Below are 26,798 nucleotides of genomic sequence, written 5' to 3'. Positions count from 1 at the left end.
GGGCCGTTCCGGACACTACGGCTCAGCCGGCGAAATTATCCTTGGCGGCGCGGCGTTCGGCAAGCGTCCTGGCGTCGGCAGCGCGCATGAAGGGGTTGGTCGCGCGTTCCTCGCCTATCGTCATGGGTACGGTGGCTTTGTCCTCGGCGCGCAGCCGCTCGACCGCCGCCAGCCGCGCGGCGGTGGCGGGATTGTCGGGCTCGGCCACTACCGCGAAGCGGGCGTTGGACAGGGTGTATTCGTGGGCGCAATAGACGCGGGTCTCGTCCGGCAGCGCGGCGAGCCGCTGCATGTTGGCGAACATCTGATCGGCCGTGCCTTCAAACAGCCGCCCGCAGCCCATCGCGAACAGCGTGTCACCGACGAAGACGAGCGCGTCCTCGGCGAAATGATAGGCGATATGGCCGGCGGTGTGGGCGGGAACTTCCAGCACTGTCGCATCGTGCACGCCGATCGACACGACATCGCCTTCTTGCAGCAGGCGGTCGGCAGTGGGGATCTTGTCCGCCTCGGCCGCCGGGGCAAGCACGGTGCAGCCGGTGGCCGCTTTCAGCGCCGCATTGCCGTCTATGTGATCGGGGTGCCAGTGCGTGTTCCAGATCGCGCCGAGCGTCCAGCCGCGCGCTGTTATCTCCGCCAGCACGGGGTCGGCTACGCCCGGATCGACAACGACTGCCTCGCCGGAAGCGGAATCATGGAGAAGCCAGATATAATTGTCCGTCAGCGCCGGTATGCGGACGATGGTGAGTGCAGTCATGGAGTCTCCGTCATCAACTGGGCCACTTCGGCTGCAAGGCGGCGGGTGAGCCCATCGGCGGATTCTGGGCGAATGCGCGCTGCCCCGACGCCGGCCCAGAGCGGCGAATAATCGCTGCGGCCCAATGCCTCCGCATGCACACGCAGCGGTGCCAATGCAGCCGATGCATAGGGGAAGGGCGGAATATCGGTGCGCGGCTCTGGCAGGTCGCGCATCAGTCGATTGACGATGCCGCGCGCCTCACGGCCGGAAAACAGCCGGGTGAAGCGCGCATCCGCAGCCGCCGGCGTCCCGAGCAGGGCGCGATAAGGCGTAGAGATGCTGCTTTCCGGCGTGGCGAGATAGGCGGTGCCGATCTGCACGGCCGCAGCCCCCAGGCGAAGCGCCGCGGCGATGTCGTCGGCATTGACGATGCCCCCGGCGGCAATCACCGGCACGGCGACCGGCGTTGCCAGCAGTTCGGCGAGTGGTGTCGGGACATGCCGGTCGCCAAGGAACCAGCCGGCGTGACCGCCCGCCTCGGCCCCTTGCGCGATCACCGCATCGACTCCCTGTGCCGCAAGCCAGCGCATCTCGTCGGGCGTGGTGGCGTTGCCGAACACCAGCGCCCCCGTCGCCCGCACCCGCGCGAGCAGGGGCGTATCGGGCAGGCCGAAGTGAAAGCTGACAATGGCAGGCCGAGCCTGCTCCACTGCTGCGCAGGCGGCTTCGTCGAACGGCCGTCGCAGCGGCGGAGGTGGCCCGGGCGAAACGCCTTCTGCCGCATAATAGGGGGCCAGCAGCGCGCGCCAGCCACGCTCGTCGGGCGGGTCGGGCAGCGTGTGGCAGAAGAAATTGAGGTTCAGCGGCCCGCCGGTTGACGCCCGGACTGCTGCCACCTGCCCGGCGATAGCCTCGGGTGCCAGCATCGCGCAGGGCAGCGACCCGACGGCACCGCCGCGCATCGCCGCAACGGCCAGTGCCACGCCGCCGGCCCCCGCCATCGGTGCCTGGACGATCGGTACCGTCGCACCGATCGCAGCCAGGAACCGTGGCGCCATCGTCACCACTCGCCCGTGTTCGGCATCGATGCCCAGGGCTCCTGCGGCGGCAGGCGACCGTCCTGCAGCAGTTCGATCGAAATCGCATCGGGTGTTCGGACGAACGCCATATGGCCGTCGCGCGGCGGGCGGTTGATCGTCACGCCGGCATCCATCAGCCGCTGGCAGGTCTCATAGATATTGTCGACCCGGAAGGCGAGATGGCCGAAATTGCGGCCGCCGGTATAAGTTTCGGGATCCCAGTTGTGGGTCAGTTCCACTTCCGCCCGGCCGCGCCCGGTTTCCGGATCGATGTCTTCCTCAGCCGCCAGATAGATCAGGGTGAAACGGCCTTTCTCGCTGGTGATGCGGTGCGTTTCCTTGAGACCCAGCAGTTCGAAGAAGCGGATCGACGCATCCGGATCGGTGACGCGGACCATGGTGTGGAGATATTTCACGCGGACGACTCCCTGTATGCCTTGGCGCTCCAGATAGGAGGCCGTCCGCGCCGCTGCCAGACCGGCTATTTCTCCGTCGCGCCGAACTGGGCGAGCGCGGCACGGGCCGCATCCGCCTGCTTGCTGCCGGGGGAGAGTTCCAGCACGCGATTCCAGGCTGCACGGGCGCCCGGTTCGTCGTTCGACAGTGCGGCGATATTGCCCGCCTCCAGTTGAACCGAGGCATCATCCCCCGCCAGCCGCAGCGCCTCGGCAATGTCCTTGCGGGCGCGGGGCAGATCCTGCTGGCGTCGGGCGAGGGTGGCCGACAGCAGCCAGGCCAGCGGATCGCCCGGGGCAGCAGCAACCGCACTGTCGAGATCCTTCCGCGCCCCCGCGGAATCGCCTGTGGCCACCAGCGACCGGGCGCGGTCAAGATAGACTTCGCCGAGGGCCAGCCCGCTCACGCCGCCGCTCGCGAGCGCTGCGTCGAAACCTGCGCGTGCCTTGGCGGCGTTGCCCGCTGCCAGCCAGGCATTGCCCGCCTGCGCCCAATAGGTGCCGGCGCGCTTGATATCGCGCTGGGTCTCCGCTTCATGCGCGGCCTCCTCAAACGCGCCAGCGGCGGAGTCCCAGCGGTGGAGGTTGCTATAGGCGACCGCCAGGCACTGGCGCGCGAACATGCCGCCATTTTCGGCGTGCCACTGTACTGCATTGGTGAGCGCGGCATTGGGATCGCCCGTTGCCAGGTCCATGCACTGGGCAAAGCGGGGCGGCTCGCCCTGCGGGGCCAGCGCCTTTGCTGCGGGCGTCGGCGGTTTCGGGTGCGCGCCGCGGATCTGCGGGCCGGCCTTGGCAGGCGCCGTCTGGGCGGCGGTAGCGTCCTGGATCAGGAGCAGCAGGGGCAGCAACATCAGGCGATCACATCCTCAACGGCGCGAAGCAGCAGGGTGATGTCCTGTTCGCGCGAAAGCCGGTGGTCGCCGTCCTTGACCAGCCAGACCTGCACCGCGTCTGAACGGATTGCGGTGGCGATGCGGGGCGCCAGCTCCCACGGCACTTCGGCATCACGCTGGCCCTGGAGCAGGCGCACCGGTCCGTCGAATTCCAGCGTTCGGTCCAGCACCTTGTTCGCTTCGCCGGCCTGCCAGAATCCGCGCGTAGTGACGGTAGGTTGATCGGAATAGTCGCTTGGCTGCTCGAGGCGACCCGCCTGCAGGATTTTCAGCTTGTCTTCCGCCGTAAAGCCCCAATCGGTGAAATCGGGCGCGGCGGCAATGCCGACCATGCCGGTCACGCGTTCGAGCCGCGCCGCCGCCACCAGCAGCATGATCCAGCCGCCCATGGACGAGCCCACCAGCACCACCGGGCCTTGCACCACCGTGTCGAGCATTCGCAGCGCATCGTCGCGCCACGAGGCGAGCGTCTGGTCTTCGAACGCTCCGTCGCTGGCGCCGCAGCCGGCATAGTCGAAGCGCAGGAACGCCTGACCGCGCGCTTGCGCCCAGGCCTCGAGCGCGAGCACTTTCGACCCCTGCATGTCCGATCCATAGCCGGGCAGGAAGACGATGGTGGGACTGGCGCCCGGGCTGTGATGAAAGGCGAGGCGGGGCGGGGCAGCGGCGTCGGACATCGCGCTTTTCTAGCCGCAGGACGGGCTTCTCACCAGCCATTCAGCGGAACGATCAATCAGTGTGAGCGTATTTTCGCGTGAGACAAAGCGCGACGAGAGGCACATGTTGGCGCCCATGAAACAGATCGAAAAAGCCATCGCCATACCCGTCGCCCGGATGGTCCGGCCCGGCGAACTCGCACTGGGCGCAGCGATTATCGTTGCCGGCCTGTCCACGCTTGCGGCCCAGCTGGTAGCCATGCTTTGAGCCCCCCTGGGAGGCGCCGGTCCCCCCAACCGGCGCCTCCACCCTTTTGGATTCAGTTGCTGCACATCGTTCTGAGTGCGCGCCACTGATCCGGGTCGAGTGCCGGGGTATAGGCTTCGCCCACCCGTGCGCTGCTGCTGAAGTGCGCTTCGCGTTCGGCAGATAGCGGGTGCGACGCGAAATAGCTGAACATCCGGTCTGCGTTTTTCAGCGCGCCTTCCTGGGCACCGAGGCGATGGAAAAGGGCTGCGGTCGGCCTGGGCGAGACATGCGCGCGGTCGAGCGCGGTGATAGCAAAATCATCGGCGCGGGATTCTGCCTTGCGCGAATAGCTCGCCGAGGCCAGCGCATTGGTATAGCCGGCGACATTGCTTTCAAAACCATTGGTCAGCAGTTGCAGGCCAAAGCGGCGGATCAGCGCCTCCAGCCCGTCGCGATGCTCGACATGGCCCAGTTCATGGCCAAGCACGCCGGCCACTTCGTCGGGTGATCGGGCACTCTGGATCAGGCCGTCGAACAGCACGACATGCCCGCCCGGAAGCGCAACTGCGTTGATGACCGGAACGCGGATGACGCGGATGTCGGTGTCGGGCGGCGCGCCCAGCCGCGTCGCCAGCGCCCGGACGGCGGCGTTGCCGGCGGCGCTATTGCAGCCCAGGCGTCCGAAATCGCCGAGCATCGCATTGCCCAACCGCGCTTCGGCCGATCGCGGGACGAGCGACACGATCAGCGACGGCAGCGCCATCACGCCAAACACCACCGCCACCGCGAGCACGGCCAGGATGGCCGCCGAGGGCCAGAGCCCCAGCCGGTCGATCAGCCGGCCATAGCGCGCCGGGCGGGGCAGCAGCGCGGCGATTTCTGCCGGCGGCGCTTCGGTGAAACCGATCCGCCAGCCCGGCCGCCGCTTCAGACCATATTGTCCGCCCCCGGCCTGAAATCCCTGGGGCTCGAGATCGGTGAAGCGATAGGGGCCGGGGTCTACCTCCGGCCCCGACAGCGTGAACTGTGCGCCATCATCCGCCAGCGCCAATAGCGGGTGATGCCGCGTCGCGTTGCGCCCGTCATAATGCCAGACGCGCACTTCCATCAGAAAGCGCCAACATCGAATGCGTCGAGCAGGCCCTCGCCCTGGCCCGGTGCCCGGGTTTCGGACTGGGTGAAATCATCGAGGATCAGCGTGCCATAGGCATTGAGGTGCCGGATGAAGAAAGACCAGTTGCGATAGCCGAGGAAGATCGTGCCGACCCCCAGCGTAACGATCACCAGACCGATATTGCCGAGCATCAGCTTCAGCCAGTCCATGCTGCTCGCGGTGAATTCAAAGTCGAGGTCACCCAGCGAGAGATTGCCGACCACTTCGCGGAAATAGGCGGCGTAGAAAAAGATCGAAACGATGCCCAGGCCGACGAAGAACAGCAGGTAACCACCGAAAATGACCAAAAAGAAGCCCGCTGGACCGTTGGCTGGTGTGGCTCCGGTCACGAGCGCAATGATGACACCCCCGACGACAAGCACGATCGGCAGCAGGTAATAGAGAAGGTACCGGCCCATCAGCCCGCCGGCCCGGCCCCTTGCGGTAAAGGCGAAGGGGCCGAAGCTCATGCCGTTCCACCGCTCGTTCCACAGGCTCACCATCGACCATGGCACCAGCAGCCCCAGCGCCATACCGCCGGCGATCGTCTTCCACAGATGCGACAGGCCATAGCGCAGGCCCGGATCGTTGGTGCCGCCGCGAATGCCGTGCCAGTAGGTGCGGCTGAGCCGGTAGCGGAGTGCCCGGAAAATCGCGACGCCGATCAGGTACATCACGCCGATATAGATGCCGAGCAGCAATACCGCCGCCGCGCCTTCATAGCCTTTGCTGGCCAGTGTAGGGATAAAGAACTGGGCGATCGCCAGCGGCAGGCCGACCATGAGCATCGCCAGTAGATAGCCGATGAACAGTTCCAGCCCGGTGCCGGTCCATTCCAGCCGATCGTCAATGAATTGCGTCTGCGACCAGAGATAGCGACGCTCCCGCGTCCGCGCCCAGAAGGTATAGACCCCCAGTGTCACGAGCGTCAGCAACAGGTTCGTGAAGGCGATCGGCGCGAACTCGCGCCAATTGCCATGGAACTGGAAGGCGCTGCCGCCTTCGTCACCCATATTGTTCATGAATTCTCCCCGCCCCCCGGCGCCGCGCATCTCAGCGCAGCAGTCCGGGTGCCGTCAAGCGGCGAGAAATGTGATTTTCCTCACACGGCGCCGGAGAATGTGTCGCATTGGCGCGGATCGCCGGTGTCGAGGCCGCGTTTCAGCCACGCCTTGCGCTGCGCCGAGGTGCCGTGAGTGAAGCTGTCCGGCACCACCGTGCCCTGTGCTTCCCGTTGCAGCGTGTCGTCGCCGATCGCATTGGCGGCGGTCATCCCTTCCTCGATATCGCCCGGCTCCAGCCGGTCGCGGTTGCGTGCCGCCCAGACGCCGGCATAGCAGTCCGCCTGGAGTTCCAGCCGCACGGACAAGCGGTTGCCTTCGGTCTTCGAGCCGCGCGCCTGCATCTGCGCGACCTGCGTGAACGTTCCGAGCAGATCCTGGATATGGTGGCCCATTTCGTGCGCAATCACATAGTCGCGGGCAAAATCGCCCTTGGCGCCGAACCGGTTTTGCAGCTCGTCGAAGAAGTCGGTGTCGATATACACGCCATTGTCGCTGGGGCAGTAGAAGGGGCCGACGGCGGAGGTGGCCGCGCCGCAGCCGGTCTGGGCGCCGCCTTTGAAGAAGTTGATCGTTGCGGGGCGATAATCGTCGCGGCCCATTTCGCGGAATATTGCCGCCCAGGTGCGATCGGTGCTGGTCATCACCCGGCACGCCTCCAGCCGGCGTTCGTTGATCCGGCAGACCTGCTGGCCCGATTGCCCGGCTGTGGGCGACTGGCCCCCGCCGCCGCTGGTGCCGAGCATGCCGCCGCCACCACTCAGGCCGAACAGTACGAAGGCGACGATGCCGAACAGCACAAGGCCGCCACACCCCATGCCGCGGCCGAGGAACAGCGGCAGCAGGCCGAGCAGGGGAAATCCGCCGCCGAAGCCGCCGCCCGATCCCAGATCGCGCGCATTGTCGGTTGGGTCCAGATCGTCGAGCCGCATCGTACCTCCCCTGGTGGATCGATCGTCACAATGCGTCAGATCGTCGCACGTTGCACGCGCTGCAAGGGGGCGATACGCAGGTTCGTATTGCCCTGCAGCATGGGATGGGCCACAGCGCGGGCATGGCCGATGCCGAGTCTCGCCCGCGCCGCCGCCACGCAGCCCCCGGGCTGCCGTTGCCGGATACCGTTGCTTTGGTGCTGCAGGGGGGCGGCGCCCTTGGCAGTTTTCAAGGCGGCGTGATCGAGGAACTTGCTGCCGCCCAGATCGAGATCGATTGGGTCGCCGGCATTTCGATCGGTGCTGTGAATGCGGCGCTGTTCGCAGGCAATCCGCCGGAGAAGCGCCTCGATGCGATCCGCAGCTTCTGGGATCAGGTGACGGCTACGCTGCCCGATTTCTCGCTGCCGATGAACGACGCACTGCGTGAATGGAGCCATGAATGGGCCGCAGGCATGGTGATGCTGGGTGGCGTGCCCGGCTTTTTCCGGCCGCGTCCGGTTCCGCCGCAATTCGCGATCCCCGGCTCGCCCGAGGCGCTCAGCTTCTATGACACTGCGCCGCTGCGCGATACGCTCGACCGGCTGATCGACTGGGATCGGCTCAACCACGGTCCGGTGCGGCTGTCGGTCGGCGCAGTGAATCTGCACAGCGGCAATTTTCGCTATTTCGATACGCGCGACGAGCGGATCGACGCGCGGCACATCATGGCATCCGGTGCGCTGCCGCCCGGCCTGCCGCCGGTTGAAATCGACGGCAGCTGGTATTGGGATGGCGGCCTCGTCTCCAACACGCCGCTGACGCATGTGCTCGACCGGCAGGAGGCGGGCATGCTCGTCTTCCAGGTCGATCTCTTCCCTGCCGCGAACGAAATGCCCCGAACCATCATGGATGTGATGGCGCGCGAGAAGGAAATCCGCTTCTCCAGCCGCACGCGCGCCATTTCCGACGAGCGGATGCGTCTGCGCACCGCGCGCGAGACGGTGCGGCGGCTGCTCGAGAAGCTGCCCGACGGGCTTGTCGACGACCCGCAGGTAAAGGCGGTCCACGCGCTGGTGACCGAGCATCCGGTAAGCCTCGTCCAGTTGATCTATCGTGCCAATGCCTGGGAAGGCGGCGCGCGCGATTTCGAATTTTCGGCCCGCTCGATGCATGAGCATTGGGAGGCCGGCCGCACCGCGGTGGCGGAGACCATGGCCAATTCGCGGCTGGTCGCGCAGAATATCGTTGACGGCAAGACCGCGGCGTTCGACCTGACCAAGGCAAGTGAGGAGTAAAGCGATGTTCCTGAAGGGCAAATCCGCGATCATCACCGGGTCTACATCGGGCATCGGCCTCGCTTATGCCAAGGCGCTGGCGGCGGAAGGCGCTAGCGTCGTTATCAACGGCTTTGGCGATACCGCCGCGATCGAAAAGGAACGCGCCGCGCTGGCGGAGACGAGCGGCGCCAAGGCGCTGTACGATGCCGCCGACATGACCAAGCCCGACCAGATCGCGGCGATGGTCCAGCGCTGCCACGACGAACTGGGTGGCCCGGACATCATCATCAACAATGCCGGCATCCAGCATGTCTCGCCGATCGAGGACTTCCCGGTCGAGAAATACGACGCGATCATCGCGATCAACATGTCGTCGGCCTGGCACATGATCCGTGCGGCCGTGCCCTATATGAAGGCGGCGAAATGGGGGCGGATCATCTCCACTGCCTCCGCGCACAGCTTGGTCGCCAGCCCGAACAAGACCGCCTATGTCATGGCCAAGCATGCCATTGCCGGCCTCACCAAAACGGTGGCGCTGGAAGTCGCAACCGACGGTATCACCGTGAACTGCGTATCGCCCGGCTATGTCTGGACGCCGCTGGTGGAGAACCAGATTCCCGACACGATGAAGACGCGCGGGCTGACGCGCGAACAGGTGATCAACGATGTGCTGCTCGACGCGCAGCCGACCAAGCAGTTCGTTCAGCCCGAACAGGTCGCCGCGCTGGTGCTGTTCCTGTGCCGCGACGAAGCGGCGCAGATCACCGGCGCCAATTATTCGATCGACGGCGGATGGACTGCCGCGTGAGCTTTCGTCTGCCACTGCTCGCGGCCGGCCTGGCGCTCGTGCTGGGCGGCTGCGGCGTCTATCGCGAAGGAACGACGGCGCGGATCGATACGAGCGGCAGCTGGCGCCGGGTCACGACCGATGCCGATCGCGAGCGGCTGCGCAACTGGCGCAAGTCGTGGAGCGAGGCGCTGCCGCTGGCGCGCGCCGCCGATGCTGCGGCGATCGACGGCGATGCGACTTTGTTCGATCCCGACCGCGCGTTGGCGGACGCGATGCCGCCGGTCGGCGCCTATCGCTGCCGTACCTACAAACTGGGTGGCGGCGGCACCAGGGTCTCGGCCTATACCGTCTATGACTGGCGGCCCTGTTCAGTCGGCGATCAGGGCGAGGTGCGCAGCTTCCGCATCACCCAGGGTGCGCAACGCCCCGACGGCGTGCTGTTCACCGATACCAAGGCGCGCGCCATCTTCGTCGGTACGCTGGTGATCGGCGACGAGACCGCGCCGCTGCGCTACGGCGTCGATCCGAAGCGCGACGTCCTAGGCTATGTCGAGCATATCGATACGACGCGCTGGCGGCTGGTGGTGCCGCACCCGCAGTTCGAATCGATGCTGGAAGTGACCGAGCTGGTCCCCGCCGGCTGAACGGGGCGGTTTGACAGCCGCCCCGCCGCGCGAGACACTTGCCCCGATCATGCGAAAGGGGCCCGAATGTTCCGTATGCTCTTGCTGGCCGGCGCCATGAGCGCCGCCACGCCTTCTGCCGCTGCGCCCGATGCCGTCCATGCGGCAACCGCGCGGGCACTGCCGCAGTTGATGGCGCTTTATCGCGACCTGCATGCCAATCCGGAACTCAGCCTGCATGAAGTGAAGACGGCGGCGAAGCTGGCGGCTGCCGCGCGCGAGGCAGGCTTTGAGGTCACGGAAAAGGTCGGGGGCACCGGCGTGGTCGCAGTGCTGCGCAACGGCGCCGGCCCGGTGCTTTTGATCCGCACCGACATAGACGGGCTGCCGGTCGTGGAAGATACCGGCCTGCCCTTCGCTTCCAAGGTGCGGGCCGTCACCGACGAGGGGATAGAAAGCGGCGTGATGCACGCCTGCGGCCACGATACGCATATGGCGAGCTGGGTCGGCACGCTGCGCAATCTGGCGGCGATGAAGAACCAGTGGCACGGCACGCTGGTGATGATCGCCCAGCCCGCCGAAGAGCGCGGCCGCGGTGCCAAGGACATGCTCGACGACGGGCTGTTCACGCGCTTCCCGAAGCCGCAATACGCTATCGCCTTCCACGACAGCGCCAGCCTGCCCGCCGGGCAAATCGGCGTGACCCCGGGCTATGCGCTGGCCAATGTCGATTCGGTCGATCTGGTGGTGAAGGGCGTGGGCGGCCATGGCGCCTATCCGCACACGACCAAAGACCCGATCGTCCTCGCCGCGCGGATCGTCACCACGCTGCAGACGCTGGTCAGCCGCGAAATGGACCCGCAGCAACCGGCGGTGGTGACGGTGGGGGCCATCCATGGCGGGTCGAAGCACAATATCATCGGCAATGACGTGACGATGCTGCTCACCGTGCGCAGCTTCACGCCCGAGGCGCGCAAGCAGTTGCTCGACGGCATTGCGCGCATCGCGAAGGGGGAGGCGATCGCCGCCGGCGTACCGGAGGACCGGATGCCGGTGATGACGGTGAAGGACGAATACACCCCCGCCACCTTCAACACCCAGCCGCTCGCCGGGCGGCTGCAGGCGCTGTTCACCACGCGCTTCGGCAAGGATCGGGTGGTGGAGACGAAACCGGTGATGGGCGGCGAGGATTTCGGCCGCTTCTACCTCGCCGATCCCAGCATCCAGAGCACGATCTTCTGGGTCGGCGGCGTGCCCCAGGCGAAATGGGATGCGGCGCAGGCCGGCAAGGCGATGTTACCCTCGCTCCACAGTGCGCAATGGGCGCCCGAGGCCGAAGCGGTGATCGGCACTGCGACCGAGGCGATGACGGCGGCGGCGCTGGATATTTTGAAGGGGTAGGGTTTGTCGATGCACGACCCGCTCTCCGCCCCCGGCGACAACAGCTATTCGGCGCTGCTTGTTGAGTTGAAGGAACGCATCCGCACCGCGCGTGTGCGTGCTGCGTCGACCGTCAATCAGGAGCTGATCCTGCTCTATTGGAGCATCGGCAATGACATCCTGGCCCGCCAGAGCGAGCAGGGTTGGGGTGCGCGCGTGATTGATCGGCTTTCGCGCGATTTGCGGCGCGACTTCCCCGACATGACGGGGCTGTCGGCGCGCAACCTTAAATATATGCGTGCCTTCGCCGAGGCGTATCGCGACCCCGCAATCGTGCAACAACATGTTGCACAATTGCCCTGGGGCCATAACATCAAGCTGTTCGAAGCGATCAAGGACGCGGCGGAGCGCCTGTGGTATGCCCGGCAGGCTGTCGAGCATGGCTGGAGCCGCAACGTGCTGGCGCATCAGATCGAAAGCGGTCTGTACCATCGCCAGGGGCGAGCGCTTACGAATTTCGCACGAACGCTGCCGGCGCCGCAATCTGACCTTGCGCAGGAACTGGTCAAGGACCCTTACAGCTTCGACTTCCTTGGGCTGCGTCCGGATATTTCGGAACGGGAACTCGAAAAGGGCCTGATTGCGCATTTTCAGGCGCTGGTGCTCGAGCTGGGAAAAGGGTTCGCTTTCGTCGGTAGCCAGTATCACCTCGAGGTAGCCGGGCAGGACTATTATCTTGATCTCCTGTTCTACCATTTGCGGTTGCGCTGCTTTGTTGTGATCGAGCTCAAGATCGAAGAGTTCAAACCCGAATTTGCAGGCAAGATGAACTTCTATCTGTCTGCCGTAGATGAGCAGCTACGGCATCCGGATGATGCGCCGACGATCGGCATAATCCTCTGCAAGGGGAAGAATGCGGTGATCGTCGAATATGCGCTGCGCGACTCCCATAAGCCGATGGGTGTGGCAGAATATCGCCTGTCGGCAAGGCTGCCTGAAAGCCTGGAATCCGAGCTCCCCACAAAAGCGGAACTGACGCAGCAACTGCCTTCTATGGCGCTGGTCACGCTGCGGATTGAGCTTGAACGAGAGCTACGACGATTGTCGGCCGGGGCCGCAGGAAATCGGCCACCGCCCATTGGGCTGATGCTTCGTCAATTGTTTGACGAGGGGGTGCTTTCGCAATCGGAGCAATCGTTCGGGGCAGCCCTCGAAGCCATGAACCGTGCGGTTCATGGCTGGGATGTCGATGCCAAAAAGGCGGAGGACGCTATGCGCCAGGGGAGCGCCTTGCTGGCGGCCTTGCAAGCGCTTCCGGGCTAGCCGGTTCTGCTCGCGAGTTGTTCCTGCGACCCCTCCCGGGACCAAAGAGTTGCACGCTTTCCCTGCCCATGGTAGCGCCCGCGGCTTGAATGGGGCCATTCCGCGTCCCTAACTTCAGGCTTTTCGGGAACCCATGTTCGCCACTCCAGCATATGCACAGGCCGCGGGCGCGGCAGGGGCGGGTAGCACCGCCGCCGGAATCGTTTCGATCCTGCCGCTCGTCCTGATCTTCGTCGTCTTCTATTTCCTGATGATCCGTCCGCAGCAAAAGCGGATGAAGGCGCTTCAGGATGCCGTGAAGGCCGTGAAGAAGAATGATACCGTCATCACGGCAGGCGGCCTGATCGGCAAGGTCACCAAGGTCGAAGACAGCGAAGTCGAGCTGGAACTCGGCCCCAATGTGAAGGTGCGTGCGGTCAAATCGACGCTCGCCGAAGTGCGCCCGCTGGGTGCCAAGCCTGCGAACGACTGATGCTGGATTTCCCGCGCTGGAAAGTCTGGTCGATCGTCATCGGCCTTGCCGCGATGATCCTGTTGTCGGTGCCGAGCTTCGTGCCCGAGAACGTCCGCAATACCTGGCCGAGCTGGGTGCCCAAGCCCGCGATCAACTTCGGTCTCGACCTTGCCGGCGGTTCGTATCTGCTGCTCGAGGCTGATACTGCGGATGTCGCCCAGGCCAAGCTGGAGCAGATGCGGGACCAGGTTCGCACGGCGATGCGGCGCGATCCGCGGATCGATATCGGCGACATCTCGATCCAGGGCGGCAAGCTCAGCTTCATGGTGCGTGATCCCAGCAAGGTCGATGCAGCGCGTGAAAAGCTGATTCCGATGACCAACGGCGTCGGCAATACCGGCCAGCGCGACTGGGAGATCGCCGTGCGCGATACGTCGGTGTTCGTGCTGACGCCCACCCAGGCGGGGATCAACCAGCAGGTTGAAACCGCGATGAACGATGCGCGCGAAGTCGTCGAGAAGCGTATCAACGCGATGGGTACGCGCGAACCGACCGTGGTGCGTGAAGGCAGCAACCGCATCGTCGTGCAGGTTCCGGGCCTGCAGGATCCGACCGCGCTCAAGGCGCTGCTCGGCAAGACCGCCAAGCTCGAATTCAAGCTGGTCGATGTCACGGTGACGCCGCAGCAGATCGCGGCCGGCGACATTCCGCCGACCAGCCAGGTGCTGCAGTATGAAAACGGCGCGCCGATCGTTGTCGATCGCACGGCGATGATCACCGGCGACATGCTGGTCGATGCCCAGCAAAGCTATGACCAGAGCAACCGCCCGGATGTCACGCTGCAGCTGAACGGCGTCGGCGCCAAGCGCTTCGCACGGGTGACGCAGGAAAACACCGGCAAGCCGTTCGCGATCATCGTCGACAACAAGGTGATCTCGGCACCGCGCATCGATACGCCGATTCTGGGCGGCAGCGCTTCGATCTCCGGCGGGTTCACGGTGCAGAGCGCGAACGAACTGGCGATCGCGCTGCGTTCGGGCAAGCTGCCGATCACGCTGAAGGTCGTGCAGGAATCGACCGTCAGCCCCGAACTCGGCAACGACTCCATCCGCGCCGGCATCACGGCCTCGGTCATCGCCATCGTCGCGGTGATCGTGTTCATGGTGCTGACCTATGGGCGGTTCGGCATCTATGCGAACATCGCCGTCACCATCAACGTGCTGGTGATCCTGGCGATGATGGGTCTGCTCCACGCGACGCTGACGCTGCCGGGCATTGCCGGCTTCGTGTTGACGATCGGTACGGCGGTGGACGCCAACGTGCTCATCAACGAGCGTATCCGCGAGGAACGCCGGCGCGGCCGCTCGGTGATGCAGTCGGTCGAGCTTGGCTATAAGGAAGCCAGCCGCACGATTTTCGAAGCGAACGTAACCCACGCCATTGCCGGGCTGATCATGCTCGTGCTCGGTTCGGGCCCGATCCGCGGTTTCGCGGTCGTGCTGCTGTTCGGCATCGCCAGCTCCGTCTTCACCGCCGTGGTGTTCACGCGCATGCTCGTCACGCTCTGGCTGCGCAAGAAGCGCCCGAGCGAGATCCATATTTAAGGAAGCGCTGACCCATGCGGCTCCTCAAGATCGTTCCCGACAACACCAATATCGGCTTTGTCCGCATCCGCTTCGTCGCCTTTGCGGTGACGGCGCTGCTGACCGTCGCCGCGATTGCGATGGTGGCGTTGCACGGCCTCAATCTGGGCGTCGACTTTGTCGGCGGCGTCTCGATCGAGGAAAAGTTCGCCACGACCCCGCCGATCGATCAATTGCGTTCGACCGTCAACGAACTGGGCTATGGTGAAACCGCAATCCAGCAGATGGGTAGCGCGAACACTGTCACCATTCGCCTGCCGCTGCCCAAGTCGACGGCGCCCGATGCCACCAATGCGATGGTGGAGCGCGTGAAGACGGCCATTGCCGCCAAATTCCCCGGCGCGACCTTTTCCACCTATAACACCGTTTCGGGCAAGGTTTCGGGCGAACTGATCCGCAACGGCATGCTTGCGGTGTTCCTCGCGATCGTCGGCATCGCGATCTTCTCGTGGCTGCGCTACGAATGGCAGTTCGGCGTGTCGACCGCGGTGGCGATCCTGCACGACGTGCTGATGACATTGGGCTTTTTCGCGGTCACCGGCATGGTGTTCGACCTGAACATCGTCGCGGCGGTGCTGACGATCATCGGTTATTCGATCAACGACAAGATGGTGATCGACGACCGCATCCGCGAGAATATGCGCAAGTACCGCAAGATGGGCATGGGCGAGCTGATCGACCTGTCGGTCAACGAAACGCTGCCGCGCACGGTTATGACCTCGCTGACGGTGATGCTGGCGCTGGGCGCGCTGCTCATCTGGGGCGGCCATGTGCTGCGTGGTTTCACCTCGGCCATGATGCTGGGCATCGTCGTCGGTACCTATTCGTCGATCTACGTCTCTTCGTCGCTGCTGATCTCGCTGGGGCTGAAGCCCGGCGTGAAGCCTGAAAAGGTCGATCCCAAGATCGGCAATGCCGAACGCATCGGGCCGCGCGAACTGCCCTGACGGAGGTGCCGCGATGAAGATCGAACGGCGTAGCGCCGAAGGGCCGTTGGTTTCCGGCTTTTCGGGGCGCGGATTCCGCGTGGACGAAAATGTCTATGAAGGACTGCTGATTACGCCGCAGCGCGCTGACGGCTGGGCGCCGCCGCCCATCGCCGAGCTGACCGAGGCCGATCTGGCGTCGGTACTGGCGATCGATCCGCAGCCGGAGTTCCTGCTGCTCGGCACCGGCGCAACGCTGGTGCGCCCGCCGCTGGCGCTGGTGAAGGCGCTGGAGGCACGCGGCATCGGCGTGGAGGCAATGGACAGCCGCGCCGCCGCGCGCGCGTGGGGCGTGCTGCGGGCGGAGCTGCGCTGGGTTGCGGGGGCGCTCTACCCGCTCGGCTGATCCGGCTTGCGGGGGCTATTACCCCCGCGTCGTCACCGCATAGAGCGCAATCGCCGCCGCGTTCGACACGTTGAGGCTTTCGACCTTGGGCGAAATCGGCAGGCGAGCCAGCTCGTCGCAATGCGCCTCGGTATTCTGGCGCATGCCTTCACCCTCGGCGCCGAGCACCAGCGCGATGCGGGCGTCGCCCATCACTTCGTGCAGCATGCCCTTCGCGTGGCCGGTCAGCCCGACCCGCCAGAAGCCTGCCTCGGCAATCTCGTCGAGCGCGCGCGACAGGTTCACCACGCGCACCCAGGGCACCACTTCCAGCGTGCCCGCCGCCGATCGCGCCAGCGCGCCGGTTTCGGGCGGGGCATGGCGGTCCTGCGTGACGATGCCCAGCGCGTCGAATGCCGCCGCCGAACGCAGGATCGCGCCGACATTGTGCGGATCGGTCACCTGGTCGAGCACCAGCAGCGGCCTTTTGTCGCCCGCGCCGGTTTCCAGCAGGTCGCCCAGCCAGATTTCCTCGAGCGGATCGACTTCCGCCACCAGCCCCTGATGCGGGGCATCGGACGGTACCAGCCGGGCGAGATCAGCGGCTTCGGCATAAGTGATCGGAATCACCGGCGGCAAATCGAGCGCGGACAGCGCCTCGCGCGTGCCCCAGATCTTGCGCACGGTGCGTTCGGGATTGGCAAGGGCGGCCAGCACCGCGTGCCGGCCGTAGAAACGCGGCCGGGACGAGGGTGCCTGGCTGGGGCGATGCCCGCGACGCTTCATCAGTGTGCGCCCTCCGTACCGGCAAACGGGTAGAATTGATCTGCCGGGGTCGGCTGGGTCGCCAGCGGCATGCGCGGCAGCGGCTGGTCGGCATTCGCCGCATTCACCAGAAAGGCGGCGAGGATGATCGCACCCTGGCGCATGTCGTCCGCCCGCAGATGGTCGTACGTGTCGACGTCTGTGTGGTGGACCGACGATTCATAATCGAGCGGGTCCTGGATGAACTGGAAGGCAGGGATGCCGACCGCGTCGAAGAAGACATGGTCGGTGCTGCCGGTGCGCCCCGCTGCCACGGTGGTGGCGCCCATCGCGTGGAACGGCTCGAACCATTTCTCGAAGATCGGCATCACCGCCGTGTTGCCCTGGGCATAGATGCCGCGCAGCTTGCCCGAGCCATTGTCGATGTTGAAATAGGCCGCCAGCTTGCCATAGTCCGCGCCCGGCGTGATCGGGAAACCGCGGCTCCAGGTGGCATAGCGGACGATGCCCGACGATCCCTTTTCCACCGGCCGGCTGGCGACATGGTTCTCGACATAGGCCATTGAGCCCAGCAGGCCCTGTTCCTCGCCCGCCCACAGCGCAAAGCGGATGGTGCGCTTCGTCTTGATGCCGGATGCCTTGATGATCCGCGCAGCCTCCATCACCATTGCGCTGCCGGCGCCGTTGTCGGCGGCGCCGTCGCCCATCGCCCAGCTGTCGAGATGCGCGCCGGCCATCACATAGCCGGCCTTGGGATCGGTGCCGGGCAAGTCCGCCAGGACGTTATAGGCCTTGGTGTCGCTGTCGTCGAAACGGTTGACGGCGTCGATCTCCAGCGTCGGGTGCGCGCCCATCTTCGCCAGCCGGGCGAGGCGGCGATAATCTTCGGCGGCGATTTCCACCCCCGGCAGGGCCGGCGTCTGGCCGACCTGATACTGGCTGTTCTGGCCATGGACCAGCTTGCCGTCGCGGCCCGACATGGTGGCGATGGCGATCGCGCCTTCTTCCTTCAGAAAGGCGTCGCGCTTGGCCGCGAACATATAGCGCGCGGGGTTGAACGGGCGCCCGCCATGGCCGTTCGGCAGCTCATATTTGTCTTCCTTGGCGAGGTCTTCGCTGGACAGGCGTTTGAACGGTGCCTCGACATGGTCTTCCATCTCCCGCGGTTCGGAGACCATTACGATCTTGCCGCGCAGCTTGCCTTTGTACTGGGCGAAGGCTGCTTCGTCCGGGATCTGGGCGAGCACGACCTCGCCGCGCACCGGCCCGCTGGTGCCGGGCGTCCAGGCGAGCGGGGCTGCCACGAGCTGCAACGACCGCGGCGTCACCATGCGCACGATCAGCCGGTCATTGGTCCAGCCGCGACCGAATTCGAAGCCTTCCTTATGGACATTCACCAGGCCCCATTCGCGGAACTTCGCCTGGGTCCAGTCCTCGGCCTTGCGCATGGCCGGCGAATTGGTGAGCCGGCCGCCGATCACATCGGTCAGATATTGGGCGATGCGCATCACTTCGGAGTGATTCGTGCCTTGGTCGATGATGCGGTCGGTCGGGCCGGTCTGGATCGTCTGTGCAGCAATCGGCGCGGATGCGAGCAGCGCAGCGGCAATGGCAATCGACGTTCGGCGCATGAATGTCCCCTTTATTTTCAGCGCGGGACGCTATGCGTGCAGAAGATGCTGCGCAAGGCGTTGACAGGGGCGATTTGCTTCGGCAATGGCACGCCCTCGCTCGCAAGCGGCGGTTGCCTGGATAGGTGGCCGAGTGGTTAAAGGCAGCAGACTGTAAATCTGCCGGGCTTCGCCCTACGGTGGTTCGAATCCATCCCTATCCACCACCGCCGCTGCGAGCGATCTTCCCGCCGAAGCAACTCCACAAATCTATCGTCTGGATCTTTCAGGCGTGGATAAGCTTTGCCGTCACGCGCTCGCGATATTCGACGAGCTGCAGCAGATGATCCAGTTCGCGAATATAGCCTAATTCCGCGCCTGCCCGGATAGAACGCTCAATCTGATCCAGCAGGAAAGCCGGACTTGCTTTGCCATGCGTGAGATAAACGGCTTCAGCGCGTTCCAGGAGCGTGGTGAGCGGCGGCAAGGGCGATACCCGGTGTTATAGAGGATATTACATATCCATAATGGATATATATCCGCAATGCCGAATTCATTAAAATTGGTCCATTTCGGCGGAAAGCCCCACGGCTGCGGACATTCCTTACCTGTTCAACCCGGTGAAAATAATCCAATACGGATATATTCATACGCAGGTGATTTACGAATGAAGGTGGAAGGGGAAGGGATCGACGCAGTCTGTCGTCACCTTTTGGAGGCGATCCGGCTGCTGGATCGAGCCGGGGAAGATACGGAGGCTGCACATCTGTCGCTCTCGCTGGAGCGACTATGTCGCAAACATCAGATCAGCCTGCCTGCAGTGCCGCAAAACGATCCAGTATAAGCTGGAGGAGATGGTCCAGCTGGCGCGCGCAGTCGTCGCTCAGCTCCAGAAAGGTGTAACGCTTGTCCGACGGGGCGCTGCGCCGCACGACCATGTTGCGGCGCGCCAGCGCGTTGATCCATCGCAGCGCCGTCGTGGTCGGTACCCCAGATGCGGCGCACGTGTTGGAGGTCGACATGCTGCGGCGCTCGGCTCGGCCGATATAGAGAGAGATCAGGATGTTCAGGGCAGGGTTGGCGAACAGGTCGGAATCGAATTCAGAATCGAGCATGCCGCGCATCCAGAGGATCAGCTTCGCCATGTCGAGCCGATTCATCCCCGTCGCTTTACGCGGCGCGGTCGAGCGATCGCCGGCGTAACCGGTCGCTTCGGCGAAAAGCCGTTTGATGTCGGTCAACCGCGCGTCGAATTCGTCAAGAAGATCCGGGCGGGTGCCTCGCAATTGTTTCTCCATCGCGGGTCACGCTAGGGCAGCGCTGGCGCACGAATCAAGACGCAGCCATGCTTATCGGGGCCTAAACCCATTAAGCGCCGGCCTGTTCGTCCTCAGCGCCCGCCAGCTATAGTATCGCCGCAACCAATTGCCGGAATGCGTCTGCCCGATGGCTCATCGCATGTTTTGCCGCTGGATCCATTTCTCCGAAGCTTTCGGTGTGGCCGAGCGGCGCGAACATCGGATCATAGCCGAAGCCCCGGTCGCCGCGGGGCGGCCACACAAGCGTGCCATCGATACGGCCTTCGAACCATTCGACATGGCCATCCGGCCAGGCAAGCGCCAGCGCGCAGACGAAATGCGCGGCCCGGCTGGTGCCGGGCGGGAGCGCTTCCAGCCGTTCGTTGACGCGGCGCATGGCCAGCGCGAAGTCGCGGCCTTCAAAGGGCTCCACCGGCTCCAGCCCGGCAATGCCGGGGGCAGCGAGACCCCAGCGCGCCGAATAAATGCCGGGCGCATTGCCAAGCGCCTCGACGCAGAGCCCCGAATCGTCCGCCAGCGCCGGCAGGCCCGAAAGGTCTGCCGCCTGCAACGCCTTCAGCTCCGCATTGGCGACGAAGCTGGTGCCGGTCTCCTCGGGTTCCGGCAGGTCCAGCTCGGCCGCGGAGACCGGCTCGATCCCATAGGGACCGAGCAGATCGCGGATTTCGCGCACCTTGCCCTGATTATGGCTGGCAATCACCAGCCGGCCGGGACCGAGTTTGCGGATCGCCTGGGGCGCTGCCTCGTCTTCGTTCATGCCAGCGCCTTCAACTGCGCTTCGAAGATGCGGTTGCAGCCGATGCGCGCAAGGCGGAGCAAGCGGAGCAGCCCTTCCTCGTCATAGGTAGCGCCTTCGGCGGTCGCCTGCGCCTCGGCGATGTTGCCGTTGGAGAGCAGCACGAAATTGGCGTCGGCATCGGCAGACGAATCCTCAAGATAGTCGAGGTCGAGCACCGGCGTGCCCTGATAGATGCCGCAGCTTACCGCCGCGACCTGCGTCGTGATCGGATCCTCGGTGATCGCTCCTTCGGCGAGCAGCTTGTTCACCGCCATGCGCAGTGCAACCCATGCGCCCGAAATGGCGGCAGTACGGGTGCCGCCATCGGCCTGGATCACGTCGCAGTCGAGGGTGATCTGGCGCTCACCGAGCAGCTTCAGGTCGGTCACGGCGCGCAGCGAGCGACCGATCAGCCGCTGGATTTCCTGGGTGCGGCCCGACTGCTTGCCCTTGGCCGCTTCACGCTGGCCGCGGGTATGGGTTGCGCGGGGCAGCATGCCATATTCGGCGGTGACCCAGCCTTCACCCTTGCCGCGCAGGAAGGGCGGCACGCGTTCCTCGACGCTGGCGGTGACGAGCACGCGCGTGTCGCCAAAGCCGATCAGCACCGAACCTTCGGCGTGGCGGGTGAAATTCGGCGTGATCGTGATGTCCCGCATCTCGTCGGGGGCGCGGCCGGATGGGCGCATGCGATATTCTCCTGAAAGGTCGAACCGGGCACCTAGACGGCATAGGCGCGTTTCGCCAGTCTCGTGCGACGGACGAAGGAGCAAGTGGATGCGGGGGAAGTGGCGGTTCGCAGCGTTGGGTCTGGCGCTGGGGGGATGTATTCCGCCCGGTCATCCGCCGCAGGGGACGGTGCCTGCACCGACGCCGGCGCCGGCGGGGCCGGCGGCTGGTGCAGAGGCGATCCGGTACGAAACCGGCCCCTGCTATGGCCGTTGTCCGGTCTATGCAGTGACGGTGAACCCCGACGGCAGCGGCCTGTTCGAGGGCAAGCGCTTCACCGCCGTCACCGGCACGCGCAGTTTTCGCGCCAGCCCGGCACAGGTTGCTGCCTTTGCCGCTCGGCTGGCGCCCTATCGCCCGGTGAACGGCACGATCCGCTATGCGCCGGGTGAGCCGGCATGTCGGACCATCACCACCGACATGCCCAGCGTCGACGTGCAGTGGATGCGCGGCGGTGGGGCGGGGCAGCATCTCTATTTCTATTTCGGCTGCGATCGTGAACGGCTGCGCGCGATGGCGAGCGCGCTGGGGAACGCGCCGGAGTTCTTGCCCATCCAGGACATGATCGGCGCGCGGCCTTGAACCCGCCGGGCAGCGTTGCCTAGATACGGGACATCATGATCACCCCGCCGATCCACGAACTGACCGACCGCGCCCGCGACGTGTTCCGGATCGTCGTGGAGTCGTATCTGGATAATGGTGCGCCGGTGGGTTCGCGCACCATTTCGCGGATTTCGGCGCTCAACCTGTCGCCTGCCTCGATCCGCAATGTCATGCAGGATCTGGAGGAGCTGGGCCTGCTCGCCGCGCCGCATACCAGCGCCGGACGGATGCCGACCGAATCGGGGCTGCGCCTGTTCGTCGACGGGATGATGCAGGCGAACGAGCCGTCGGCCGAGGAACGGGCCGCGATCGAATCGCGGGCCGGCACCGGCGGGCCGGTGGAGGACGCGATCGCCAACACCACCGCCGCGCTGTCCGGCCTTTCGGCCTGTGCCGGGCTGGTGCTGGTGCCCAAGGCAGAGACGGTGCTGCGTCAGTTCGGCTTCGTGCCGCTAAGCCGTGACCGCGCGCTGGCCGTGCTGGTCGGCGAAGACGGATCGGTCGAGAACCGCGTCGTCGAGCTGCCCGGCGGGCTGGACCCCATGTCGCTGCAGCGCGCCGCCAATTACATGAGCGCAACGCTCGCCGGACTTACGCTTGCCGAGGCGCGCCGCCATCTGGAGCGCGAGCTGCGCCAGCATCAGGCCGCGCTGGACGACGCCGCCGCCGATCTGGTCGAACGCGGGCTGGCGGTGTGGAGCGAGGATGGCGGCCGTCGACCGGTGCTGATCGTGCGCGGGCAGGCGCGGCTGCTCGATGCCACCGCCGCCGAGGATCTCGATCGTGTACGGCAATTGCTTGACGAACTGGAGGGCAAGGAGGAAATCGCGCGCCTGCTCGACAGCGCACGCGAGGGCGAGGCGACCCGCATCTTTATCGGATCGGAGAACAAGCTTTTTGCCCTGTCGGGCTCATCGGTGATCGCCAAGCCGGTGCGCGCGCTCGACGGGCGCGTGGTGGGGGTGGTCGGCGTGATCGGCCCTACGCGGTTGAACTATGCGCGCGTCGTACCCATGGTGGATTTCACGGCGGCCACATTGGCCCGTTTGCTGGCCTGAAGAACAGGGAACCATGTCAGAAGAAACCGAAAGCAAGACGACCGAAGCCACCGAAGCACAGGCTGCGGAAACCGCCCAGCCCCAGACTGAGGGAGCGGAACCGGACCAGGTGAGCACGCTGGAGGCGCAGCTCGCCGAGGCCAAGCAGGCGCATCTGTACCTGCAGGCGGAGATGCAGAATTTGCGTCGCCGCACCGAAAAGGAAGTGGCCGACGCGCGCACCTATGCCGCGACCGGCTTTGCCCGCGACATCCTCTCGGTGTCGGATAATCTGTCGCGCGCACTCCAGGCGATCCCTGCCGAGTTGCGCGAGGACGACAAGCTGAAGGGGCTGGTGACTGGCCTGGAAGCAACCGGCCGCGAGCTGGAATCGGTGTTCGGCCGTCACGGCATTTCGAAGATCGTTGCGCTGGGCGAGACGCTGGACCCGAACCGCCATCAGGCGATGATGGAAATGCCGGTGGCGGACAAGGAGCCCGGCACCGTGGTGCAGGAAATCCAGACGGGCTACATGATCAAGGACCGCCTGCTGCGTCCGGCGCTGGTCGCCGTGGCGAAGAAGCCGGAGTAACGTACCTCCCCTCCCTGCTCGCAGGGAGGGGAGCACAGCTACCGGCAGATGCCATCCGCGTCTCTTTGCTGCTTGTCGCCTCGGCGATACGTCGCCGGGTGACCTTTCCCCAAAATCTTCCTATCTGGGGACCATGTCGTCCCGCTTTGACTCCGTTCCCAACCGGCGAGCCCTGATCGACCGCCGGGCCGTTGCCGAGCGGCTTGCCGCACTCGATGCACCCGATGCGGCGCGGCTGCGCGCCGCGGCGACGGCCGAACTGAAGGCGGCGCTGGATGCCGGGCAGGCGGAAATCGCACGGCGGCTGGCCGCAAATCCGTCGCGGGGGTTGGAAGCGGCGGCAGCGGGCGCGTTCCTGATCGATCAGACGCTGCGGTTGCTCTGGGACTTCACGGTCGAGCGATTGCATCCCAACCCCAATCCCACGGCCGCCGAGCGGATGACGCTGATTGCGGTCGGCGGCTATGGGCGCGGCGAAATGGCGCCGCAGTCGGACATCGACATCGGCTTTCTCACGCCGTGGAAGGTCACCGGCTGGAGCGAGCAGGTGATCGAATCGATGCTCTATTCGCTGTGGGACATGCGGCTGAAGGTAGGGCATTCGTCGCGCTCGCTCGACGAGATGGTGCGCCAGGCGAAATCGGACGGGACGATCTGCACGGCGCTGCTCGAGGCGCGCTATGTCTGGGGCGATACCGACTTGTATGAAGAGGCAGCCCGCCGCTTCAAGGCCGAGGTACAGCAGGATTCGGCGCGCGGTTTCATCTCCGCCAAGCTCGACGAACGCAACGCGCGGCACAAGAAGATGGGCGACAGCCGCTATGTCGTCGAACCCAATGTGAAGGAAGGCAAGGGCGGCCTGCGCGACCTGCACACGCTCTTCTGGATCGGCAAGTTCGCCTATAATGTCGGCGAGCCGGCCGAGCTGGTCGGGGCAGGGTTGCTGACGCCGGCCGAATATCGCCAGTTCCGCCGCGCCGAGAATTTCCTGTGGGCGGTGCGTTGCCACCTGCACCTGATCGCGAAACGGCCCGAGGACCGGCTGACCTTCGACGTCCAGCGCGAAATTGCCGAGCGGATGCGCTTCGCCGACCGGCCGGGCATGTCGAAGGTCGAGCGCTTCATGCGCTATTATTTCCTGCAGGCGAAGGTGGTGGGTGACCTGACCGGCGTCTTCCTCGCCCATCTCGACGAGAAGTTCGCGGCGCGGGGGCGGCGGTTCGGGTTTCCGGCGCTTTGGCGCGGCCGGCGCAAGCTGAAGGGTTTCGTGCTCGATCGCGGCCGCCTGGCGCTGCCGCGCGACGATTTCTTTCAGGACGATCCTGTACGCCTGATCGAGCTGTTCCAGCTCGCCGACCAGCATGAGCTGGAAATCCACCCGCTGGCGATGCGTGCCGCCGCACGCGACGCCAAGCTGGTGGACGAGGTGCGCAGCGATCCGCGCGCCAATGCGCTGTTTCTCGACGTGCTGACCTCGCGCCGCGACCCGGAAACGGTGCTGCGCTGGATGAACGAGGCGGGGGTGTTCGGCCGCTTCGTGCCGGACTTTGGCCGCGTCGTCGCGCAGATGCAGTTCGACATGTACCACCATTATACGGTGGACGAACATTCGATCCGCGCGATCGGGCTGCTGAGCCAGATCGAGAAGGGCGAGCTGAAGGACGATCATCCGCTGGCGAGCGGCATATTGGAACAGGTCGCATCGCGCCGGGCGCTCTATGTCGCGGTGCTGCTGCACGACATCGCCAAGGGCCGGGGCGGCGACCATTCGGTGCTGGGCGCCGAGGTGGCCGAGCGGCTCTGCCCACGTCTGGGCCTGACGCCGGGCGAGACGGAGATGGTCGCCTGGCTGGTGCGCTGGCACCTGCTGATGTCGGCGACCGCCTTCAAGCGCGACCTGGCCGATTTCAAGACGATCCTCGACTTTACCGATCAGGTGCAGAGCGCCGAGCGGCTGCGGATGCTGCTGGTGCTGACCATCGTAGACATTCGCGCGGTCGGACCGGGCGTGTGGAACGGCTGGAAACGCCAGCTGCTCGCCAATCTCTATGAGGCGGCCGAGGAAGTGCTGCGGCTTGGCCACAAGCAGAAGGGGCGGGCGGAACGGATCGCGGTCAAGCAGGAGGAACTGGCCAATATCCTTGGCTGGGGTGCGCCGCGCATGGCCTCGCTCAAGCGGCGGCTGACCGAAAGCTACTGGATCGCCGAGCCGATCGACGTGCTGGAGCGCAACGCCCGGATGATCGATGCCGCGCGTGACGCCAGGCTGCATGTCGAGGCGCAGGTCTATCCCGATCGCGGGGCGACGCTGGTGACGGTCTATGCCGCCGACCATCCCGGCCTGTTCTATCGCATCGCCGGGGCGATCCACGTTGCCGGGGGCAACATCATCGACGCACGGATTCACACCACGCGCGATGGCATGGCGCTCGACAACTTCCTGGTCCAGGATCCGTTCGGCCAGCCGTTCGACGAGGAAGCGCGGCTGAACCGGCTGAAGACGGGGATTGCCGATGCACTGGCGAACCGCGCGCGGCTCTCGGAACGGCTGAAGACCAAGGCACCGGTGCGACCGCGGGCCGATGCCTTCTCGGTCGAGGCCAATGTGTTCATCGACAACAAGGCGTCGAACCGCTTCACGGTCATCGAGGTGAACGCGCGCGATCGCCCTGCACTACTCTACAGTCTGGCGCACGCGCTGTTCCAGTCGAAGGTGACGATCCATTCCGCGCATGTCGCGACCTATGGCGAGCGCGCCGTCGATACCTTCTATCTTACGGATTTGATTGGCGATAAGATAAACTCTGCGTCGCGGTTGAAGACGATCGAGCGGCGGCTGCTGGAAGCCGCGACGGGGGAAGACATCGCACAGGCCGCCTGACCAAGGGGGATTGCCATGCCGGTTGTCGGATTGGGTGGGTATTTCTTTCGCGCGAAGGATCCCGAGGCTCTGACGGCCTGGTACCGCGAGGTGCTGGGCGTGGGCGGTGGCTGCGGGGTCGATGCGTCAGGCGAATCCAGCCCCTGGTTCTGGCACCCTCAGCCGGGCGGCATCGTCTTCCAGCCGTTCAAGGCGGACACCGACTATTTCGCGCGCGACAAGGCGGTGATGCTGAACCTGCGGGTCAGCGACCTCGACGGGTTGCTGGACCAGCTTCGTGCTGCCGGCATCGCGATCGAGACGCGCGCGGAGTGGGACTCGCCGGAAACCGGGCGTTTCGCTCGCATCCACGATCCCGAAGGCAATCCCATCGAATTGTGGGAGCCGGCACCCTGAGCGGCTGCTGAGGCCACCCCTCCTCGCTGTGGATGTGCCCTATTGCGGATGTTTCGAGCGGCGCGGGTTTTTGCGTGCGACTCG

Annotated in this window: 29 protein-coding genes and 1 tRNA gene; 16 read left to right on the top strand and 14 right to left on the bottom strand. The window is 65.3% G+C overall.

Annotation, left to right across the window (positions count from 1 at the left end; all coding sequences use genetic code 11):
* Window positions 1–22: 22 nt before the first annotated feature.
* From gloB to ACT53K_RS15175, 5 genes are all read right to left on the bottom strand, one after another.
* A complete protein-coding gene (gene gloB / locus ACT53K_RS15195; protein ID WP_476229555.1) occupies window positions 23–757 on the bottom strand; it encodes a hydroxyacylglutathione hydrolase in 735 nt (244 codons plus the stop codon).
* On the bottom strand, window positions 754–1,797 hold the full coding sequence (locus ACT53K_RS15190; RefSeq protein WP_476229554.1) for an NAD(P)H-dependent flavin oxidoreductase: 1,044 nt from the start codon (window positions 1,795–1,797) through the stop codon (window positions 754–756). The genes gloB and ACT53K_RS15190 overlap by 4 nt, the downstream gene beginning before the upstream one ends.
* A gap of 2 nt (window positions 1,798–1,799) precedes the next feature.
* Complete coding sequence (locus ACT53K_RS15185; protein WP_476229553.1) at window positions 1,800–2,234, bottom strand: VOC family protein; 435 nt, start codon at window positions 2,232–2,234, stop codon at window positions 1,800–1,802.
* 65 nt (window positions 2,235–2,299) lie between these two features.
* Window positions 2,300–3,127 (bottom strand): tetratricopeptide repeat protein, encoded by an 828-nt coding sequence (locus tag ACT53K_RS15180; protein ID WP_476229552.1) that lies wholly within the window; start codon window positions 3,125–3,127, stop codon window positions 2,300–2,302.
* Window positions 3,127–3,846, bottom strand: a complete 720-nt coding sequence (locus ACT53K_RS15175) for an alpha/beta fold hydrolase (RefSeq protein WP_476229551.1) — start codon at window positions 3,844–3,846, stop codon at window positions 3,127–3,129. Before ACT53K_RS15175 ends, ACT53K_RS15180 begins: the two co-directional genes overlap by 1 nt.
* 115 nt (window positions 3,847–3,961) lie before the next feature.
* Here ACT53K_RS15175 and ACT53K_RS15170 point away from each other — a divergent pair, with 115 nt between their 5' ends.
* Window positions 3,962–4,093 (top strand): hypothetical protein, encoded by a 132-nt coding sequence (locus ACT53K_RS15170; RefSeq protein WP_476229550.1) that lies wholly within the window; start codon window positions 3,962–3,964, stop codon window positions 4,091–4,093.
* Window positions 4,094–4,145: 52 nt separating this feature from the next.
* On the opposite strand, the gene ACT53K_RS15165 is transcribed toward ACT53K_RS15170, so the two are convergent.
* The 3 genes from ACT53K_RS15165 to ypfJ form a co-directional block, all read right to left on the bottom strand.
* A complete protein-coding gene (locus tag ACT53K_RS15165; RefSeq protein WP_476229549.1) occupies window positions 4,146–5,183 on the bottom strand; it encodes a M48 family metallopeptidase in 1,038 nt (345 codons plus the stop codon).
* Window positions 5,183–6,250, bottom strand: a complete 1,068-nt coding sequence (locus tag ACT53K_RS15160; RefSeq protein WP_476229548.1) for a YjgN family protein — start codon at window positions 6,248–6,250, stop codon at window positions 5,183–5,185. Before ACT53K_RS15160 ends, ACT53K_RS15165 begins: the two co-directional genes overlap by 1 nt.
* Window positions 6,251–6,330: 80 nt before the next feature.
* Window positions 6,331–7,221, bottom strand: coding sequence for a KPN_02809 family neutral zinc metallopeptidase (ypfJ, locus tag ACT53K_RS15155; RefSeq protein ID WP_476229547.1), 891 nt, complete (start codon window positions 7,219–7,221; stop codon window positions 6,331–6,333).
* Window positions 7,222–7,343: 122 nt separating this feature from the next.
* On the opposite strand from ypfJ, the gene ACT53K_RS15150 reads away from it, so the two are divergent.
* The 9 genes from ACT53K_RS15150 (at window position 7,344) to ACT53K_RS15110 (ending at window position 16,025) form a co-directional block, all read left to right on the top strand.
* Entirely contained in the window at window positions 7,344–8,498 is a 1,155-nt protein-coding gene (locus tag ACT53K_RS15150; protein WP_476229696.1) for a patatin-like phospholipase family protein, read from the top strand.
* 4 nt (window positions 8,499–8,502) lie between these two features.
* Window positions 8,503–9,288: a 3-hydroxybutyrate dehydrogenase gene (locus tag ACT53K_RS15145; RefSeq protein ID WP_476229546.1), complete on the top strand. Its 786-nt coding sequence runs from the start codon at window positions 8,503–8,505 to the stop codon at window positions 9,286–9,288.
* Window positions 9,285–9,914, top strand: a complete 630-nt coding sequence (locus tag ACT53K_RS15140) for a DUF4893 domain-containing protein (RefSeq protein ID WP_476229545.1) — start codon at window positions 9,285–9,287, stop codon at window positions 9,912–9,914. The genes ACT53K_RS15145 and ACT53K_RS15140 overlap by 4 nt, the downstream gene beginning before the upstream one ends.
* Window positions 9,915–9,980: 66 nt before the next feature.
* Window positions 9,981–11,294 (top strand): amidohydrolase, encoded by a 1,314-nt coding sequence (locus ACT53K_RS15135; RefSeq protein WP_476229544.1) that lies wholly within the window; start codon window positions 9,981–9,983, stop codon window positions 11,292–11,294.
* 9 nt (window positions 11,295–11,303) lie between these two features.
* Window positions 11,304–12,596, top strand: a complete 1,293-nt coding sequence (locus ACT53K_RS15130) for a PDDEXK nuclease domain-containing protein (RefSeq protein WP_476229543.1) — start codon at window positions 11,304–11,306, stop codon at window positions 12,594–12,596.
* A 133-nt stretch (window positions 12,597–12,729) separates the two neighbouring features.
* Window positions 12,730–13,068: a preprotein translocase subunit YajC gene (gene yajC, locus ACT53K_RS15125; protein WP_476229542.1), complete on the top strand. Its 339-nt coding sequence runs from the start codon at window positions 12,730–12,732 to the stop codon at window positions 13,066–13,068.
* Complete coding sequence (gene secD, locus ACT53K_RS15120) at window positions 13,068–14,654, top strand: protein translocase subunit SecD (protein ID WP_476229541.1); 1,587 nt, start codon at window positions 13,068–13,070, stop codon at window positions 14,652–14,654. The genes yajC and secD overlap by 1 nt, the downstream gene beginning before the upstream one ends.
* Before the next feature lie 14 nt (window positions 14,655–14,668).
* Window positions 14,669–15,640, top strand: coding sequence for a protein translocase subunit SecF (secF, locus tag ACT53K_RS15115; RefSeq protein WP_476229540.1), 972 nt, complete (start codon window positions 14,669–14,671; stop codon window positions 15,638–15,640).
* Window positions 15,641–15,653: 13 nt separating this feature from the next.
* The gene (locus ACT53K_RS15110) at window positions 15,654–16,025 is read left to right on the top strand and encodes an Mth938-like domain-containing protein (RefSeq protein WP_476229539.1); all 372 of its coding nucleotides are present in this window, start codon (window positions 15,654–15,656) and stop codon (window positions 16,023–16,025) included.
* Window positions 16,026–16,043: 18 nt separating this feature from the next.
* Here ACT53K_RS15110 and rlmB read toward each other — a convergent pair whose 3' ends face one another.
* Window positions 16,044–16,790, bottom strand: coding sequence for a 23S rRNA (guanosine(2251)-2'-O)-methyltransferase RlmB (gene rlmB / locus ACT53K_RS15105; RefSeq protein ID WP_476229538.1), 747 nt, complete (start codon window positions 16,788–16,790; stop codon window positions 16,044–16,046).
* Complete coding sequence (locus tag ACT53K_RS15100; RefSeq protein ID WP_476229537.1) at window positions 16,790–18,400, bottom strand: M20/M25/M40 family metallo-hydrolase; 1,611 nt, start codon at window positions 18,398–18,400, stop codon at window positions 16,790–16,792. Before ACT53K_RS15100 ends, rlmB begins: the two co-directional genes overlap by 1 nt.
* 119 nt (window positions 18,401–18,519) lie before the next feature.
* Here ACT53K_RS15100 and ACT53K_RS15095 point away from each other — a divergent pair.
* Window positions 18,520–18,606 (top strand) — tRNA-Tyr (locus ACT53K_RS15095).
* 59 nt (window positions 18,607–18,665) lie between these two features.
* On the opposite strand, the gene ACT53K_RS15090 is transcribed toward ACT53K_RS15095, so the two are convergent.
* From ACT53K_RS15090 to rph, 4 genes are all read right to left on the bottom strand, one after another.
* Entirely contained in the window at window positions 18,666–18,866 is a 201-nt protein-coding gene (locus tag ACT53K_RS15090; protein WP_476229536.1) for a hypothetical protein, read from the bottom strand.
* Between the two features lie 319 nt (window positions 18,867–19,185).
* Window positions 19,186–19,677 (bottom strand): transcriptional regulator, encoded by a 492-nt coding sequence (locus ACT53K_RS15085; protein WP_476229535.1) that lies wholly within the window; start codon window positions 19,675–19,677, stop codon window positions 19,186–19,188.
* A 106-nt stretch (window positions 19,678–19,783) separates the two neighbouring features.
* Complete coding sequence (gene rdgB, locus ACT53K_RS15080; RefSeq protein WP_476229534.1) at window positions 19,784–20,455, bottom strand: RdgB/HAM1 family non-canonical purine NTP pyrophosphatase; 672 nt, start codon at window positions 20,453–20,455, stop codon at window positions 19,784–19,786.
* Entirely contained in the window at window positions 20,452–21,165 is a 714-nt protein-coding gene (gene rph / locus ACT53K_RS15075) for a ribonuclease PH (protein ID WP_476229533.1), read from the bottom strand. The genes rdgB and rph overlap by 4 nt, the downstream gene beginning before the upstream one ends.
* Window positions 21,166–21,253: 88 nt before the next feature.
* On the opposite strand from rph, the gene ACT53K_RS15070 reads away from it, so the two are divergent.
* From ACT53K_RS15070 to ACT53K_RS15050, 5 genes are all read left to right on the top strand, one after another.
* Window positions 21,254–21,787: a DUF6438 domain-containing protein gene (locus ACT53K_RS15070; protein ID WP_476229532.1), complete on the top strand. Its 534-nt coding sequence runs from the start codon at window positions 21,254–21,256 to the stop codon at window positions 21,785–21,787.
* A gap of 35 nt (window positions 21,788–21,822) precedes the next feature.
* Window positions 21,823–22,866, top strand: coding sequence for a heat-inducible transcriptional repressor HrcA (gene hrcA, locus ACT53K_RS15065; protein WP_476229531.1), 1,044 nt, complete (start codon window positions 21,823–21,825; stop codon window positions 22,864–22,866).
* A gap of 13 nt (window positions 22,867–22,879) precedes the next feature.
* Entirely contained in the window at window positions 22,880–23,437 is a 558-nt protein-coding gene (gene grpE / locus ACT53K_RS15060; RefSeq protein WP_476229530.1) for a nucleotide exchange factor GrpE, read from the top strand.
* A 133-nt stretch (window positions 23,438–23,570) separates the two neighbouring features.
* Window positions 23,571–26,318 carry a [protein-PII] uridylyltransferase gene (locus ACT53K_RS15055; RefSeq protein WP_476229529.1) on the top strand — a complete coding sequence of 916 codons (2,748 nt, stop codon included), beginning with the start codon at window positions 23,571–23,573 and terminating at the stop codon, window positions 26,316–26,318.
* Between the two features lie 15 nt (window positions 26,319–26,333).
* Window positions 26,334–26,714 carry a VOC family protein gene (locus ACT53K_RS15050; protein WP_476229528.1) on the top strand — a complete coding sequence of 127 codons (381 nt, stop codon included), beginning with the start codon at window positions 26,334–26,336 and terminating at the stop codon, window positions 26,712–26,714.
* The last annotated feature ends 84 nt before the right edge of the window (window positions 26,715–26,798 follow it).

Source organism: Sphingomonas sp. DMC8, from assembly GCF_056314185.1.
This window is presented reverse-complemented; position numbering and strand designations above follow the sequence as displayed.